Below are 16,335 nucleotides of genomic sequence, written 5' to 3'. Positions count from 1 at the left end.
CCAGCGGCGGGCGGCCTTCAGAGTACGATATCCAGTATGTTGCGTGACGGTAAACCGGTTGAGCGAACACGAATGAGCGACATCGCTCTCGAACGCATTCGCGAAGCGATCGTCACCGGTGAACTGGCCCCGGGATCGAAGATCAAGGACAGCGAGCTCGCCGAGTATCTGGGCTTGAGCAGAACTCCGGTCCGCGAAGCACTGGCAAGGCTTGTCGACACCGGACTCGTGGAAGCGAAACCCGGTGCGTACACACGCATCACAAGCCTCGACCGCGGCGACGTCGAAGCAACACTCGCAGTCATCGAAGCTCTCGACCAACTGGCCGTCGTCACCGCAGTACCGAACCTCACCGACGAGATGATCGGGGCAATGCGTTCCGCCAACAAGGACTTCGCTGCCGCCGTCAAGCGAAACGACATAGGCCGAGCCCTGACCGCAGACGATCGCCTACACAGCGTCATCATCGATGCTGCGGCAAATCCGCTGTTGAAGAAGCTGATCCACCAAGTTCACCCACAAATTCACCGCATCTACTACCGCAAGTTCTCGAGCCTTCTCGGCAGCCAGGACTCCGTCGACCATCACAACAAGCTGATCGACCTGTGCGCAGACCACGACGCCGAGGCGGCAGCGACATTGTCGGCCGAACATCGACGCCACCTCGGCGGACTGATCGGTGAACTCTTCGACGCCGACGAGTTCACTCTCGCGGACTGACCGACGCTCCAAAGTAAGTTCGGCGCTTGCCTATATTGGCCATCGCCGATATAAATGATTGATGCATGCGTTCGACGTTCTCGGAGACCCCGTTCGGCGGCGAATCCTGGAACTCCTGTCCAACGGAGAACGCTCGGCGGGTCAGATCGCAGAAGCCGTGGCAGCGGAGTTCGGGATCTCCCAACCGACCGCGTCCGGACACTTGCGAGTGCTCCGAGAAAACGGATTCGCCACCGTACGCAGCGAAGGCACCAGGCGTCTCTATGCCGTCGAGCCCGCGCCACTGCAAGAAGTGGACCACTGGCTCGACGGATTCCGGCAGTACTGGAGCGGACCTCTCGACGCATTGGCCACAGAACTCGCACGCGGGAAACGACGCGGTTCCGGACGGAGCAAATCTTCACAATCGAATTCTTCCGAAGAAGGGGACTCACAATGACCGAGATCGCGAGCCAGGACACCAGCCTCACCGCGGTAGAGCGGAGCATGGGCAACCGCGAGATAGCCGAAGGTTCGGCTCGAACAGCCGTACTCAAGCGCCGCTACAACGCGTCGGTCGACGACGTCTGGGACGCCATCACAACCCCGGACCGCATCAACCGCTTCTTCCTCCCTGTGAGCGGAGACTTCCAGGTGGGCGGCTCTTACGCTTTCGAAGGCCAGGCGAGTGGCCAGATCCTGGCCTGCGACGCTCCGCACCTACTGCGACTGCAATGGACTCCGCCCGGCGATCGCGGATACAGCGATCAGGTCGAGATCCGATTGACGGCAGACGGACCCGACGCCACCTGGCTCGAGTTGGAGCACGCCTCCGTCGCCGATGTGTTCCGCAACGACCCGGACACCGGCTGCTACGGCGTCGGAACCGGATGGGAAGGCCCGCTTCACTACCTGGGCGAATACCTGCGCGGCACTCTCCCTGATGCGCCGAGCACCGAGTGGTACACCTTCGACGAAGCAGAGGAGCTTCGTCTGGCCAACTTCCGCGGGTGGGAGTGGGCAAAGATCGAGGAAGCGCACGGCGGCCGGTAACGCCCAATTCTTCGAAAACGGTCACAGGATGGCCGTTTGCTTTGTATCGTGACCGAGCTGGACGTATGTCCAGCAGTTTTGGTGGCTTTCTTTCGTGCCACAACTGCTTCGGTCCACGAGAAGAGAGCTCCACATGGCGCCACAACCCGTCGTCGACAACCCGACCACGACGCGACGCACGCACATCATCCGGACAGTTCTCGCTGTCCTCGTGATCGCGCCACTGTCGATTGCGGCGTTCTACATGTGGGCACTGTGGGATCCGGGCGACACGGTCAACCGCTTGCCCGTCGCCATCGTCAACGCGGATGCGGGCACAGAACTCGACGGCACCAGTCTCCAAGCCGGAGACGAGGTTGTTGCCGCGCTCGTCAAGAGCGGTGACGTTGCATGGAAGGTCGTCTCGGAACAGGAAGCCGCCGACGGCGTCAACGACGGCACCTACTACTTCTCCGTGGTCATTCCGAAGACTTTCAGCGCGGATGTGGCGAGTGCCGCATCGGGTTCGGGCCGGAAAGCCGAGCTCGACGTCTTATACAACGACTACAACAGTCTGGTCGCCGGCCCGGTCGGTGAAAGCATCATCGCTCAGGTGCGCTCGGCGGTCTCCGAGTCGATCGGTGAGCAGTCCATCGACCAGGTGCTGGTCGGGTTGGGTGAACTCGGAACAGGATTCGGCGAAGCCGCCGCAGGCGCGCAACAGCTTTCCGACGGGTCCTCCGAAGCGCTTGCCGGAACCAACGAGCTCTACGCTGGAAGCAAGGACCTCGCCACCGGTATGGGTGAAGCAAATCAGGGCGGCAAGGAGTTGGCCGCCGGAGCCGGCGAGCTGGCCGCTGGGGCAAACGAAGCTGCTGCGGGTTCGGGCGAGCTGAGCGCCGGACTCAACCAGTTGGTCGGGGGAACAGACGAACTCGGCGCTGGAGCTCGTCAAATCAGCGAAGTGGTCGACATGGTCACCACCCCGGTACTCGACCTTGCCGGGTCCTCCGACGCCGTCGTCGGTCAGATCGATGCCCTCACATCGATGCTTCGGAACTCGACCGATCCGGTCTCCGCCGGACTCGTCGACGCGCTCGGCGGACTGCGAGCCTCACTGACCGCGCAACCGTCGGACGACGACGTGATCGGTCAGCTCGGCCAGCTTCGCGACGGTGCGCGGGAAATCTCGCGGCAACTCACTGATCCGAGCAGTGACTACCGCGGTGGCCTGCTCGCAGCGGCGGCAGGCGCAGGTGAACTCAACACCGGCCTGGGCCAACTGTCCGACGGCGCAGGCCAACTCGCTACCGGCGCGCAGGAACTCTCCACAGGCCTCGGCCAGCTGGACACCGGAAGTATTGCGCTCCGTGACGGTCTCGGTCAGCTCGCGGCCGGCGTCGGCGAGCTCGACGCGGGTAGCGCGGAACTGGCCACCGGTTTGTCCGACGGTGCCGCCCAGGTACCGCAATTCACGGACGACGAGCGCGCCACCACGGCCAATCTGCTCTCTTCCCCCGTTGCCGTCGATGCGCGGAACAACTATCCCGCAGCCGGATTCGGACCGGGAGCGGTCCCAGCCGTGATTTCGGTGGCATTGTTCCTGTGCGGAATTCTCACCTGGTTCGTCGTCCGCCCCCGACGCGGACGTTCGCTGAACTCGCACACGAGCGTGGTGCGTGAGGGGCTGCGCCGCTACCGCATTCCCGCCCTGGTCACCTTGGTCGCGGCGCTCGTGTTGTCGGTGGTGTCATTGACCGTGGCAAACGTCGAACCACCGAGTGTCCTCGCGATGATCGCGGTGATGATCCTGGTAGGTGCCGCCGCGGTCAGCTCGGGCAGGCTCTTCACCGTTGTGTTCGGAGCCGTCAACGGAACCTTCATCGCACTGGGCGCCCTGATGATTCAGATCTTCGCGTTCGGTGCGGTATACCCCATCGAACAGATGCCGACGGTCCTGCAGTGGCTGCACGCTCTGATGCCACTGACGTGGGCGCGCAACGCCATGCGCATGGTCCTTGTCGGATACTACGGCCCGAAATTCTGGCTGGCAGTACTCGCTCTGGCCGCCTTGGTGATCGGAGCCGTGCTGTTCACCATCTGGTGGCGCCGCCGACAAGAACCGCCCACCGACGCCGACGACGACGACGCGCCGATCACCGAGGAGATCGTGTACCTCCAGCCGACGAAATCGTGAGACGGCGCAAATGTGAGTCGGCGCAAATGTGAGTCGGCGCAAACGCTAGATCAGCGTACTAGCGTCGTACGCATCAACATGACGTTGTAGTCGGCCCACGTGGTGGCAAGGAAGTACAGATCCGAGCCGCTGGACCACGGGTGGACGTATGCGGCGTAGATACCGGGAACCTCGACCAGATTGACCAATGTTTCCGGTGTCGTCCACGGACCGACCGGACTGGGAGCGGTTCGCATCACGATCGAACTGAACGCGTCGGCGTACATCGCGACGAACTTGCCGAGAAACTCGTTGTACTGAACGGAGACCTCACCGATGCGGCCGTCCATGACGGGTACGGCCGCAGCGGGATCGGCGCGGATCCAGCCACTTCCGTTCCAGTATTCGTAGGCGGAAAGATCGAGTATCGATCCCTCGGAGACGCGAGAAAGTCGAACCTCACCGGATCGTCCCGCGGGCGTTCCGTAGTTGTAGACGAACCCGCCGTCCTTCACCATCGAGCTCATCTGGAAGTTCTCACTACCGGCAACAGGACCGACACCGGCGGGAAGAACACCACCGATGTTGGGGCGCAGCGTTTCCGGACGCGTGGTCCAGGTTTCGCCGTTATCGGACGACGTGGCCATCTGTGAGTAATTGGTGCTCCACTGCCCAGCTTCGCCCCAGTTTCGCACCGACATGTAGCTCAGATACTGCACACCGTTCACGGCGATGCCGCTGGTGGGGATACTGGAAGCCTCGACGCCCGGAATCTTCAGACCGGAGATTATCTCGCGAGCCTGACCGGCGCCGTCCATCGGCGCACTGTCGATGCGCATCCCGTCAGCCAGTACCCGGTCCGAACTGCGGAAAAGCACATTGCTTCGCCACTCGCCCACCAAACCGTCACAGGCGGGGTTGCGGCTGAGCCCGGTGGTGTCACCGAAAGCGGTCAGAATCTGACCGGCACCGTTGTCCCACATGATGCCGAGGTCGGTTCCCAGGACATTGAAGCGATCAACTGTCTTGTTGGGACTGTATGTGCCGGTGACTTTTTCGATCGCGGTAGTACGACCGGACAGACCTGGCAACCCTCCGGTGTTGCCGTTGAGCCACGGCGCCGCATTAGCCGGACCTCCACTACTACCGACGCCACTGACTCCGACGCATCCCGGCGCAGCCATCGCCGGCGAAGCCACCGCCGTGACGGCAGCAGCTGCCAGAGCAGCAACTACCCCGAACACCCCCAACGATCTCCCCGCGCGAAACATGACTCCCCCATGGCCGGGATTGTTGGTGTTGTCGTCGTTCCCCCCGAACCTCGGACAATCTAGCAACTGCAGTCACAGATAACCCAATCAGACAAAGACGCGAAAAGGCCTGAAAGTCATAGTAGTTCAGACTTTCAGGCCTTTTCGGACAGAGAAGATCAGTCAGTAGGTCAGCGCGCTCCGCTCGCACCGCCGTCGAGTGGAATCACCGCACCGGTCAGGTAAGCCCCGGCACGTGAAGCCAGGAAGATGGCAAGACCTGCAGCATCCTGGGGAGTTCCGACCCTGCCCAACGGGACCGAGTCCGCCACAGCCTTTGCACTCTGCTCGTCCTCGAGGAGGAATGCCATCATCTTCGACGGGAACGGGCCCGGCGCAATGGCATTGACCGTGATCTGTTCCCCCGCAAGCGTTGCCGCGAGCTTGCGCGTCAACATGTGCACCGCAGCCTTACTGGCTCCGTACGAGAAGTTCTCCGAACCCGACACCACGAGCCCGTCGATCGATCCGATATTGATCACGCGTGCTGGATCTTCCGCAGTGGCCGCAGAACGCAACTGTGGCAACAGCTTCTGAGTCAAGAGGAAGATCGCTTTGACGTTGATGTCGAAAATCTTGTCGAAGCCGGCAGCCGGAAAATCGTCGACGGGAGCACCCCACGTGGCGCCGGCGTTGTTGACCAGTACGTCGAGCGTCGGCGAAATCTCGGCGACCTTCGCAGCGAGGCTCTCGATCCCCTCGTCCGTGGACAGATCGGCCGGATGCGAAATGCAGGTGCCGAACTCCGAAAGCTCTCGCGCGGCTTCGTCACAGGCTTCGGCTTTTCGGGCCGAAATGACGACCGTCGCTCCGCCTTCGACAAATCCGCGAGCGATCATGTATCCGATGCCGCGTGATCCACCGGTGACCACAACGGTCTTGCCACTGACCTCGAACAGTCCCTCGATCAAGCTCATGCGACCTCGAAAAGCCCGGCAGCACCCATGCCGCCGCCGATGCACATGGTCACCACCACGAGCTTGGCTCCGCGCCGTTTTCCTTCAAGAAGAGCATGGCCGACCAGACGAGCACCCGTCATTCCGTACGGATGGCCGACGGAGATACCGCCGCCGTCGACGTTGTACTTCTCGGGATCGATCCCGAGCTTGTCGCGGCAGTACAGGGCCTGAGAGGCGAAGGCCTCGTTGAGTTCCCAGAGATCGATGTCGTCGATCTTCAGCCCGTGCAGGTCGAGCAGACGTGGAATCGCGAATACCGGGCCAATTCCCATCTCGTCCGGAGCGCAACCCGCGACAGCCATGCCGCGGTAGATGCCGAGAGGAGCCAGGCCGCGACGTTCTGCCTCACCGGCCTCCATCAGCACCGATGCGGACGCGCCATCTGATAGCTGAGACGAGTTGCCCGCAGTGATGGAGGAATGCGCACTGACGGTCCCGTCGGCAAGCACCGGGCGCAGGCTCGCGAGGCCCTCCAACGTGGTGGACGCGCGGTTACCTTCGTCGCGAGTCAGCGTGACCGACTCGGTGCCGATCTCACCGGTTTCCTTGTTCTGCACCTGCTTGATCGAAGTCAGTGGCACGATCTCGAGATCGAAGCGGCCGGCTTCCTGAGCTGCTGCGGTCCGCTGCTGCGAGACGAGCGCGAACTCGTCCTGCTGCTCACGGGTGACGCCGTAGCGTTCAGCGACGATCTCGGCAGTGTGCAGCATCGGCATGTAGATCGACGGTTTGTTTTCCTTCAGCCACGGATCGGCCGCGCGGAAGTTGTTCATGTGATCGTTCTGGACCAACGAGATCGATTCGACGCCGCCGCCGACCGCGATCTGCATTCCGTCGTCCACGATCTGCTTGGCTGCGGTTGCGATCGCCATGAGCCCTGATGAGCACTGACGGTCGATCGTCATTCCGGAAACCGAGTCCGGAAGCCCGGCCCGCAGTACAGCTTGCCGCGCGACGTTGCCGCCGGAGGATCCCTGCTGCAACGCGGCGCCGAGGATGACGTCCTCGACCTCGCCACCCTCGAGGCCCGCGCGCTGAACTGCATTCGAAATGGCATGTGCAGCAAGCTCTTGAGCCTGAGTGTTGTTGAACGCGCCGCGGTAAGCCTTACCGATCGGGGTACGGGCGGTGGAAACGATGACAGCTTGCCTCATCGGGGAAACCTTTCGTCGAACACGAAGTGCTGTGCGCCTTTATTAACCGCCGGGGGTTAATAAAGGCGCACAGCAAAGAGTCAGGGCTGGAACACGACGCGACCGACAGTGGTGCCGTCGCCGAGGCGACCGATACCGTCGGCAACGTCCGTCAACGACAACCGCTCGCTGATCAGTGGTTTGACCAAGCCGGCGTCGGCGAGCCTGGTGAGCTCGACGTGGCAATCGTCGATGGCCTGCTGGTTGTAGGCCTTGTACAGCCCCCAGTGCAGACCGATGATCGAATAGTTCTTGATGAGAGCATGATTGAGAGCCGGCTGCGGGATCGTGCCACCGGCGAAGCCGATGATGACGATCCGTCCCTCGAAGGCGATGCACTTGGTGGACTTCGCGTAGGCATCGCCGCCGACCGGATCGAAGACCACGTCGGCGCCCTTTCCGCCGGTGAACTCCTTGACCGCTGCCACGAAGTCCTCGCTGTGACGGTCGACGACGAGGTCAGCACCTAGCTTGCGTGCGTACTCCGCCTTGTCCGGGCCGCCGACAACACCGATCACCTTGGCGCCTGCCGCCTTGCCGAGTTGCACTGCGGCACTACCCACACCACCCGCTGCGGCGTGCACCAACAAGGTTTCGCCCTCGAGCAGTTGAGTACGGCGATGCAGAGCGAACCACGCTGTCTGATAGCCGATACTCAGCGCGGAGGCTTCCGCGTCGTCGAGAGCCGACGGCGCCGGGAACGTGTTGTTCTGATCCAGTACCGAGTACTCGGCGAATCCGCCAGACGGCAGACTCGGGTTACCGATCACACGGTCACCCACTGCGAACTTGGTCACCGATTCACCGACCGAGACCACTTCACCGCACAGTTCGACGCCGGGGGTGAAGGGCAGCGGCGGCTTGATCTGGTACTCACCCCGGCACATGAGGACGTCGGGGAAGTTGGCCGGAGCCGCCAGCACCTTGACCAACATCTCCGTCGCATTCGGGGTGGGATCCGCGGTCTCCTCCAACGCGAGCACATCGCGGGGTTGACCGAGTTCGTTGACGCGCCATGCCTTCACAGCAATTCTCCAGACAGATAGTGGGTGAGATTCAGGACGAGATCGGGAGGTCGACCAACTCGGCGAGACGCGCCCGATGCTGATACGCGGTTCCCAGCGACAACTGATCGCTCTTCGCCCGCTTGAGGTACAGGTGCGCCGGATACTCCCACGTCATTCCGATTCCACCGTGGAGTTGGACGCATTCTTCGGCAGCATGAACCGCGACGCCGCTGCAGAATGCCTGGGCCACCGTCGCTGCGATCGCCGCATCTTCGTCGCCGCGTGCATAGGTGTCCGCCGCATATCGTGCTGCCGCTCCCGAAGAGCTGACTTCGAGCCAGAGATCGGCGAGGCGGTGCTTGATCGCCTGGTAGGAACCGATCGCGCGGCCGAACTGCTTGCGCTCCTTCACATATGCGAGCGTTGTTTCGAGGCACCACTGAGCCACGGCGAACTGTTCGGATGCCAGCAGTGCGCTTCCGCAGAGCAACGATTCCTCAATCGCCTGAGCCGCATTGCCGTTGTCGGCCCGCACCGACGGCGCCCCCGAGAACTCGACGTCCGCCAAGCGGCGTGTCATGTCCAGGGACAGAACCGGCGTGACGGTGGCGTCGGCGATCCGAACGGTGTGCAGTTCCACACCGCTGTCACCGGCAACCGGAACCACAAGAACATCGGACTCGGCGACGCCGGCGACCGTCGTGACGCTGCCGACGAGTCCATCCGCCGTTGCCTTGACAGTGGGGGTGAAAGTTCCTGGTGCAGTGGACAATGGGACGACCAGAGCAGCTGTCGAATCCCCCGCGGCCAATTGACCGAGCACCTCGGTCTCGCCCGCTTTCAACAACGCCGTGGTCGCCAGCACAGCGCTGGTGAAGAACGGAACGGGGGCGACCGCACGTCCGATCTCCTCCATCACGACTGCCGCCTCACGCGTGGACGCACCTGCCCCGCCCAACTCCTCGGGTACCAGCAGTCCCGCCAAACCGAGTTCGGACGCCAGTGACTTCCACAGTCCGGTGAAGTCGGCGGACACGTCGTCGTAGGCCGTGACCACGGTGTCGGCGCCAGCCCGCTCGCTCAGCAGTCGTCTGACGCTGGCACGCAGATCTTGTTCGGTCTCGGAGTACAGCAGATCGGCACTCATCGGGGTAGGTCCTTCCAGGCGATGTCCTTGTCGACGCGATGCTCGGGCGGCAACCCGAGTACGCGTTCTGCGATGACGTTGCGCAGGATCTCCGACGTTCCGCCCTCGATCGAATTGCCCTTGGCTCGCAGGTACCGGTATCCGGGTTCACGCCCGGTGAAGTCGACGGAATCCGGTCGACGCAGTGTCCAGTCGTCGTAGCGCAGACCGGCTTCGCCGTGCAGTTCGAGGTCGAAACCCGAAATCTGCTGGGCCAAACCGGCAAACGCGAGCTTCATTCCCGAGCCTTCGGGGCCGGGCTGGCCGGCGGCGAGCTGCTGGCGAAGTCGCTCACCGGTCAGGCGCGCAACTTCGGATTCGGTCCAGAGCCGCATCAATTCGTCGTGCATCGCCGGGTTGCGCAGTTCGGGCTCGTCGCGCCAGGCCTGCGCGACCTTTCCGATCATGCCGCCCTCACGCGGTGCGCCCGAACCGATGGCAACACGCTCGTTGTTCAGGGTGGTGGTCGCAACCTTCCATCCCTGACCTTCGGCTCCGAGGCGATTGGCGTCCGGAATCCTGACGTCCGTGAGGAATACCTCGTTGAATTCGGCCTCGCCGGTGATCTGGCGCAGCGGACGGACGTCGACGCCCGGGTCGGTCATGTCGCAGATGAAGTAGCTCAGACCCGCATGCTTGGAGCGCGACGGATCAGTCCTGGCCACCAGAATCGCCAGCTGCGCGTTCTGCGCACCCGACGTCCATACCTTCTGTCCGTTGACTATCCAGTCGTCGCCGTCGCGGACAGCGCGGGTAGCGACGGCCGCGAGGTCCGAACCTGCGCCGGGTTCACTGAACAGCTGGCAGTAGACCGTCTCCGCAGTCCACAACGGGCGCAGGAACTTCTGTTTCTGCTCCTCGGTACCGAAGGCGGCGATGGTCGGTGCCGCCATGCCCAGGCCGATTCCGTTCTTGCCGGTGGCCGGGCCGGGTGCACCGGCGGCCTCCAGCTGGGCGTTCACCTGACGCTGAAAGCTCTGCGGTACACCGAGTCCCCCATGACCTTCGGGGAAGTGAACCCACGCCAGCCCGGCGTCGAATCGTGCGCCGAGAAAATCCGATACCGACACACTGCTCGGATCGTTCTCCGCGAGAAGCGTGTTCACCTTGTCGGTGAGGTCACGCGATACTGCCTCTTCGTCGAAAGCCATGCCCATTCCTTCGGTTCGAGCGGTGAGCGGACGGTCAGTCCTTGGGTCCACCGGCAACGTAGACGACCTGACCGGAAACAAAGCCTGCGCCTTCGCTGACGAAAAACGACGCGGTGTGCGCGATGTCCTCGGGCTGTCCGACGCGGTTGACCGGAATCTGCGAAGCGGCAGCGGTCTTGAAGTCCTCGAAGCCGACTCCCATGCGTTCGGCCGTTGCGGCGGTCATCTCGGTTTCGATGAATCCGGGGGCGATAGCGTTCGCGGTGACGCCGAACTTGCCCAGCTCGAAGGCCAATGTCTTGGTGAAGCCCTGCATGCCGGCCTTGGCTGCGGAGTAGTTGACCTGTCCGCGGTTGCCGAGAGCCGACGTGCTCGAGAGGTTGACGATGCGGCCGAACTTCGCTTCCACCATGTACTTCTGCACCGCACGCGACATGAGGAACGCTCCGCGCAGGTGGACGTTCATCACCGAATCCCACTCGGCAACGCTCATCTTGAACAGAAGGTTGTCGCGAGTGATGCCGGCGTTGTTGATCAGTACGGTGGGTGCACCCAGTTCTGCTGCAACACGATCCACCGCTGCGGCGACCGAAGCCTCGTCGGAGACGTCAGCGCCGACGGCCAGCGCCTGGCCGCCTGCAGCCTTGATTGCGTCGACGGTTCCGGCACACGCCTCTTCGTCGAGGTCGAGCACGGCGACGGCAAAGCCGTCTTCCGACAGTCGCTTCGCCACTGCCGCGCCGATTCCGCGTGCTGCACCCGTGACAATTGCGGTTCTACGTTCCTGGCTCACTGGCCCTCCATACTTTCGTGATTCGACGGACACCGGACGATCTCGTCAGATCCCGGCCTGATCTGCAATTTCCCTGGCTTTGGCGACCAAGGCGTCAATACGTTCCACGGTGGGAGTTCCGCTCTCGGCGGCATTCTGCGGTTCGTCGCGGGCACGACGCATCACGCCTTCGGCGATCACCGCAATCTTCCACAGTCCCAGGGTGTGCCAGAACTTCAGCGCAGCTGGATCCCGTCCGGTGGCCTCGAGATAGATCCGGGAGATCTCCTCTCGCGAGGGGAATCCGGGGAGTGCCGACGCCGGGAAGTCGCCGCCCGTGTTCTCCCCCGCTGCCGGCCAGTACGCCAACAAGCTTCCGACATCCGCCAATGGATCACCGAGAGTGCAGAGTTCCCAGTCGAGGGCCGCGACAACTTCGCCGTTCTGAGCGGAGGTGATCACATTGCGCAAGTGAAAGTCGCCGTGCACCAACGTGGTTTCGGTATGAGCCGGCTGAGCTGAAATCAAACGTCGCGTGAGATCGTCCAGATCGGGGCATTCCCGCGTCTTCGACTGTTCCCACTGCCCGCCCCAACGCTTCAGCTGCCGTGCAGCGTAGGGCTTGTGGCTTGCCAAGTCGTCGAGGCCCGCCTGCTTCAGATCCACGGCGTGAATCTTCGCCAACGTCTGAGCCAGCGAGATGCCGATTGCCCGACGGCGATCTTCCGACAACGCCTCCGCGAGAGGCATCCGGTCGACCACTTCGCCGTCCACGAATTCCATGAGTAGCAGGGGAACTTCGGTGACTGCCGGATCCTCGGTCAACCCGAATACTCGCGGTGAAGGTACGTCGGTGGATTCGAGAGCGCTCAGGATTCGAGCTTCGCGCGCCACGTCGTGTGCCGAGGCCAGAAGGTGGCCGAGCGGTGGGCGTCGTAGAACCCAGCGATTGCCGTCCTGATCGCGAACCAGGTACGTGAGGTTGGACTGCCCCAAGCCGATTCGATCGAAGGACAGCGGCCCGCTGAAGTCGATCCCCAGGCCTGCGATCCACCCCGTGACCGCTTCGGTGTCGAGTCCCACGACTCCGACGCTAGCCACCTACCGACGCTCCTTGCCGAAACGGGAGTGCGTCGCCCAACAACTGGCCACCGTCGATGGTCATGATCTCACCGGTGATCCACTGGGCCGCATCGGAAACCAGGAAGGCGATGGCCGCAGCGACGTCCTCGGGTTCACCGATGCGTCCGAGAGCGGTAGACGCGGACACCGCTTCTTCGTGTTCTTTCCACAGTGCTTCGGCGAGTTTGGTTCTCACCACTCCCGGAGCAACGGCGTTGACACGAATCTTCGGTGACAACTCGAGCGCCAACTGCTTGGTGATGTGGATCAGAGCAGCCTTCGACGCGTTGTACGTACCGATCCCGGCCTCGAACGCCATGCCGCCGATCGAGGCGGTGTTGACCACGGAACCGCCGTGCTCGCCCATCCAGGCTCGCGCTGCGAGGCCGGTCCACAGGACTGGAGCCCACACGTTGACGTCGAAGGTCTTGGCGAAGCGCGAGTGATCCTGGTTGATGATCGGCCCGAACGACGGGTTGGTGCCCGCGTTGTTCACCAAGATGTCGAGGCTGCCGAAACGCTCGATGGTCTGCTCGACGCACTTGCTGGCTGCATCCTCGTCCGTCGCGTGAGCGCCGACGCCGATCGCGTTGCCGTTCACCTGTGCGGCAGCCGCATCTGCGGATTCCTGTGAGCGCGAAGTCAGTACGACGTTTCCGCCCGCCGCCGCAATCGCCTGCGCGGTGGCGAGGCCGATGCCCCGCGATGCGCCGGTGACGATTGCCGTCTTACCGGTGAGATCCAGTCCTGCCATGTCAGTTCGCCTTGACTTCGCGGTACTTGCGCAGTTCCTGCTTGGCGATGGCGCGCTTGTGCACCTCGTCCGGGCCGTCAGCCAGGCGAAGGGTGCGCATGTGGGCGTAAGCCATCGCGAGCGGGAAGTCGTCCGTGACACCGCCGCCGCCGTGAACCTGGATTGCGCGGTCGATGATCTTGAGCGCGATGTTCGGCGCCGCGACCTTGATGGCCGCAATCTCGGTGCGCGCTTCCTTGTTGCCCACCGTGTCCATCATGTGTGCGGCCTTGAGCGTGAGGAGTCGAACCATCTCGATGTCGATACGAGCCTCGGCGATCCAGTCCTGGATGTTGGCGTTGTCACTGACGGGCTTTCCGAAGGTGATGCGGGTGGATGCGCGCTTGCACATCAGTTCCAGTGCGCGCTCGGCCATTCCGATTGCACGCATGCAGTGGTGGATGCGGCCGGGGCCGAGGCGGGCCTGGCTGATCGCGAATCCTTCACCCTCACCGGCGAGAATGTCCTTGGCCGGGACGCGCACGTCCTCGAAAGTGATCTCGCCGTGTCCTTCGCGGTCCTGGTAGCCGAAAACCGGCAGGTTGCGCAGGATCGTGACGCCGGGAGCATCGATCGGCACGACCATCATCGACTGCTGACGGTGGGTGGCGGCATTGAAGTCGGTCTTGCCCATGACGATCAGAACCTTGCAGTTCTGGTGCAAGGCGTTGGAAGCGAACCACTTACGGCCGTTCAGCACGTACTCGTCGCCGTCACGGTCCATACGGAGTTGGATGTTGGTGGCGTCGGAGCTGGCAACCTCGGGCTCGGTCATCGCGAAGGCGGAACGGATTTCGCCTTCGAGAAGCGGCTTGAGGTACTTCTCCTTGTGCTCGTCGGTGCCGAAGAGTGTGAGCACCTCCATGTTTCCCGTGTCCGGAGCGGCGCAGTTGGTGGCTTCGGAGGCCAGGTGGCTTCGGCCCATGATCTCTGCGAGCGGTGCGTATTCCAGGTTCGTCAGGCCGGGGCCCCATTCGGGATGGGGATGGAAGAGGTTCCACAGCCCGCGGGCCTTGGCTTCCTTCTTCAAGTCGTCGATGATCGGCGGCTGGAAGTGCGGGTTACCGGACTCACGCATCTGCTCTTCGTAGACCGCTTCGGCCGGGTAAACGTGCTTGTCCATGAAATCGAGCAGTTCGGCCTGGTACTTCTTGGTGCGATCCGAGAACTCAAACACTGACATGTGAACTCCTGACAGAGAGGGAAGGAAAATTGGGGGCTCGATGTTCGAGATGGCTGTTGACGCCCTCGACGACGTCCGGGCCGTGAAATGCGTTCAGCATCAGTGATTCCGCGCGCCTCGCGGAATCGGTGAAGGTCGAGTGCGCGTCGGCACTCATCTGAGACTTGATGACGGAGAGTGACGTCGGTGAGCAGTTGGCCGCGATATCCTCGGCGTAGGAAACCGCTGCGTCCAGGACGTCACCACTGGCGACGAGGTGGTCGATCAATCCGATGCGGTGCGCCTCGTCGGCATCGACCATTCGGCTCGAGAGCAGAAGATCGACAGCGCGGCTGTGACCGACCAAGCGGGGCAACATCCACGAGATGCCGTACTCCGCAATCAGTCCCCGGCGCGCGAATGCGGTGGTGAATCGTGTTGCGCTCGAGCCGAAACGAACGTCGCAGTAAAGGGCCTCGACCATACCGAGGCCGGCAGCCACGCCGTTGACGGCAGCGATCAGCGGTTTACGGATGGTGGTCGGAAAATCGCGGTCTCGCGGTCGGACCAGATCACTTTCGGAGACTTCGCCGACGTTCTTCAGATTGCCGAGGTCGGCCCCCGAGCAGAATCCGCGGCCGGAGCCGGTGACGACTATTGCTCGGACACCGGGATCTTCGTCTGCTGCGGCCAACAGTCCGTAATACTGGTCTTCGAGTTCGTTGGTCCACGCGTTGAGGACACGGGGCCGATCGAATGTCAGGATCAGCACCGCTCCTCTCTGCTCGGAGAGGACGAGTTCCTCGGTCATCGCGTTCCCGCGAGCAGCGAAGCCTGGTACCGACGCATCCCGCGCAGCCAACGGTCGTAGTCGGCGCCCTTCTGCCGGTACATGTCCAGCACGTTCTTGTGCGGAAGGATGAGGAATTCCTCGGCATCTACTGCAGCCAGCACGATTTCGGCGCACTCAGCAGGCTCGAGAACGTTGCCTGCCGCCAGCACGGCTCCGGTTGCGGCCTTTCCAACCGGATCTCCGGAGTTCTCGCCCTCGTAGAGAAGCTTGGTATTGACGCCCATCGGACACAGGCAACTGACACGAACGCCCTGATCTCCGTAGGTGATCGAGAGCCACTCGGCAAACGCGACCGCAGCATGCTTGGTCACCGAGTACGCGGCGGATCCGACCTGACTGAGCAAGCCTGCTGCAGAGGCCGTGCTGATGAAGTAGCCCTCCCCGCGCTCGGTCCACCCGGGGACGAGGAGCCTGGCGGCGCGAATGTGGGCGCGAACGTTGACGTCGATCGTCGTGTCCCAGACGTCCTCGCTGATGTCGAGGCCCATGCCTCCGGTGACGCCGGCATTGGCAAAGTAGAGGTCGACCGGGCCGAATTCCTTTTCCGCCTGCGCGATCAGGCCCGCAATGACCGCCTCGTCGGAGACGTCGCCACCGGCAGACACGGCTGCTCCGGGATGCTCCGCGTTGATCGCCTCTGCTACTGCCGAAGCAGCTGCCGCGTCGAGGTCAGCCACTACGACGCGAGCACCCTCGGCAGCCAGTCGCTCGGCCAGTGCACCGCCGATTCCCCCGCCGCCACCGGTGACAATTGCTACCTTCTGGGCAACCTTCATGAGCGATTCCTCTCGCTTGCGTCATACCTACGCGCTGACAGTGATCCACGTCTCCCCTCATGTATAGTTGAATCCGGCGTCAGTTTCAACCGTCGAATCGCGACGGCTACCCGAACGGCCCGTTCCGTCCTCCTGAACTGCGAG

16 protein-coding genes are annotated in these 16,335 nt (G+C 62.9%); 4 read left to right on the top strand and 12 right to left on the bottom strand.

Features of this window, described 5'->3' with window-relative positions; translation table 11 throughout:
- The first annotated feature begins 36 nt into the window (after window positions 1-36).
- The 4 genes from ACFWAD_RS05560 (at window position 37) to ACFWAD_RS05545 (ending at window position 3,928) form a co-directional block, all read left to right on the top strand.
- On the top strand, window positions 37-720 hold the full coding sequence (locus ACFWAD_RS05560) for a GntR family transcriptional regulator (RefSeq protein ID WP_378530899.1): 684 nt from the start codon (window positions 37-39) through the stop codon (window positions 718-720).
- A gap of 61 nt (window positions 721-781) precedes the next feature.
- A complete protein-coding gene (locus ACFWAD_RS05555) occupies window positions 782-1,159 on the top strand; it encodes an ArsR/SmtB family transcription factor (RefSeq protein ID WP_378530897.1) in 378 nt (125 codons plus the stop codon).
- Window positions 1,156-1,752: an SRPBCC domain-containing protein gene (locus tag ACFWAD_RS05550; RefSeq protein WP_378542004.1), complete on the top strand. Its 597-nt coding sequence runs from the start codon at window positions 1,156-1,158 to the stop codon at window positions 1,750-1,752. The genes ACFWAD_RS05555 and ACFWAD_RS05550 overlap by 4 nt, the downstream gene beginning before the upstream one ends.
- Window positions 1,753-1,885: 133 nt before the next feature.
- The gene (locus ACFWAD_RS05545) at window positions 1,886-3,928 is read left to right on the top strand and encodes a YhgE/Pip family protein (RefSeq protein ID WP_378542002.1); all 2,043 of its coding nucleotides are present in this window, start codon (window positions 1,886-1,888) and stop codon (window positions 3,926-3,928) included.
- Window positions 3,929-3,978: 50 nt separating this feature from the next.
- Here the strand turns inward: ACFWAD_RS05545 and ACFWAD_RS05540 are convergent, their stop codons facing one another.
- From ACFWAD_RS05540 to ACFWAD_RS05485, 12 genes are all read right to left on the bottom strand, one after another.
- A complete protein-coding gene (locus tag ACFWAD_RS05540; RefSeq protein ID WP_378542000.1) occupies window positions 3,979-5,178 on the bottom strand; it encodes a DUF4185 domain-containing protein in 1,200 nt (399 codons plus the stop codon).
- Window positions 5,179-5,348: 170 nt separating this feature from the next.
- Window positions 5,349-6,134, bottom strand: coding sequence for a RhlG family 3-oxoacyl-ACP reductase (locus ACFWAD_RS05535; protein ID WP_378541998.1), 786 nt, complete (start codon window positions 6,132-6,134; stop codon window positions 5,349-5,351).
- Window positions 6,131-7,330: an acetyl-CoA C-acyltransferase gene (locus ACFWAD_RS05530; protein ID WP_378530886.1), complete on the bottom strand. Its 1,200-nt coding sequence runs from the start codon at window positions 7,328-7,330 to the stop codon at window positions 6,131-6,133. Before ACFWAD_RS05530 ends, ACFWAD_RS05535 begins: the two co-directional genes overlap by 4 nt.
- An 80-nt stretch (window positions 7,331-7,410) precedes the next feature.
- Window positions 7,411-8,394 (bottom strand): NADPH:quinone oxidoreductase family protein, encoded by a 984-nt coding sequence (locus ACFWAD_RS05525; RefSeq protein WP_003943088.1) that lies wholly within the window; start codon window positions 8,392-8,394, stop codon window positions 7,411-7,413.
- Window positions 8,395-8,425: 31 nt separating this feature from the next.
- The gene (locus ACFWAD_RS05520) at window positions 8,426-9,523 is read right to left on the bottom strand and encodes an acyl-CoA dehydrogenase family protein (RefSeq protein WP_378541996.1); all 1,098 of its coding nucleotides are present in this window, start codon (window positions 9,521-9,523) and stop codon (window positions 8,426-8,428) included.
- A complete protein-coding gene (locus ACFWAD_RS05515; RefSeq protein ID WP_378541994.1) occupies window positions 9,520-10,713 on the bottom strand; it encodes an acyl-CoA dehydrogenase family protein in 1,194 nt (397 codons plus the stop codon). The genes ACFWAD_RS05520 and ACFWAD_RS05515 overlap by 4 nt, the downstream gene beginning before the upstream one ends.
- Window positions 10,714-10,747: 34 nt before the next feature.
- Window positions 10,748-11,506 (bottom strand): 3-oxoacyl-ACP reductase FabG, encoded by a 759-nt coding sequence (gene fabG / locus ACFWAD_RS05510; protein WP_378530880.1) that lies wholly within the window; start codon window positions 11,504-11,506, stop codon window positions 10,748-10,750.
- 45 nt (window positions 11,507-11,551) lie between these two features.
- Window positions 11,552-12,586, bottom strand: coding sequence for a phosphotransferase family protein (locus ACFWAD_RS05505; protein ID WP_378541992.1), 1,035 nt, complete (start codon window positions 12,584-12,586; stop codon window positions 11,552-11,554).
- On the bottom strand, window positions 12,579-13,361 hold the full coding sequence (locus tag ACFWAD_RS05500) for an SDR family oxidoreductase (protein WP_019745700.1): 783 nt from the start codon (window positions 13,359-13,361) through the stop codon (window positions 12,579-12,581). The genes ACFWAD_RS05505 and ACFWAD_RS05500 overlap by 8 nt, the downstream gene beginning before the upstream one ends.
- A gap of 1 nt (window position 13,362) precedes the next feature.
- Window positions 13,363-14,583 (bottom strand): acyl-CoA dehydrogenase family protein, encoded by a 1,221-nt coding sequence (locus tag ACFWAD_RS05495; RefSeq protein ID WP_019745701.1) that lies wholly within the window; start codon window positions 14,581-14,583, stop codon window positions 13,363-13,365.
- Entirely contained in the window at window positions 14,570-15,373 is an 804-nt protein-coding gene (locus tag ACFWAD_RS05490) for an enoyl-CoA hydratase-related protein (protein ID WP_378541990.1), read from the bottom strand. The genes ACFWAD_RS05495 and ACFWAD_RS05490 overlap by 14 nt, the downstream gene beginning before the upstream one ends.
- The gene (locus ACFWAD_RS05485; RefSeq protein WP_378541988.1) at window positions 15,370-16,191 is read right to left on the bottom strand and encodes an SDR family oxidoreductase; all 822 of its coding nucleotides are present in this window, start codon (window positions 16,189-16,191) and stop codon (window positions 15,370-15,372) included. Before ACFWAD_RS05485 ends, ACFWAD_RS05490 begins: the two co-directional genes overlap by 4 nt.
- Between the last annotated feature and the right edge of the window lie 144 nt (window positions 16,192-16,335).

This window comes from Rhodococcus sp. NPDC059969 (assembly GCF_042738325.1).
In the GTDB taxonomy this organism is placed as follows: domain Bacteria; phylum Actinomycetota; class Actinomycetes; order Mycobacteriales; family Mycobacteriaceae; genus Rhodococcus_F.
This window is presented reverse-complemented; position numbering and strand designations above follow the sequence as displayed.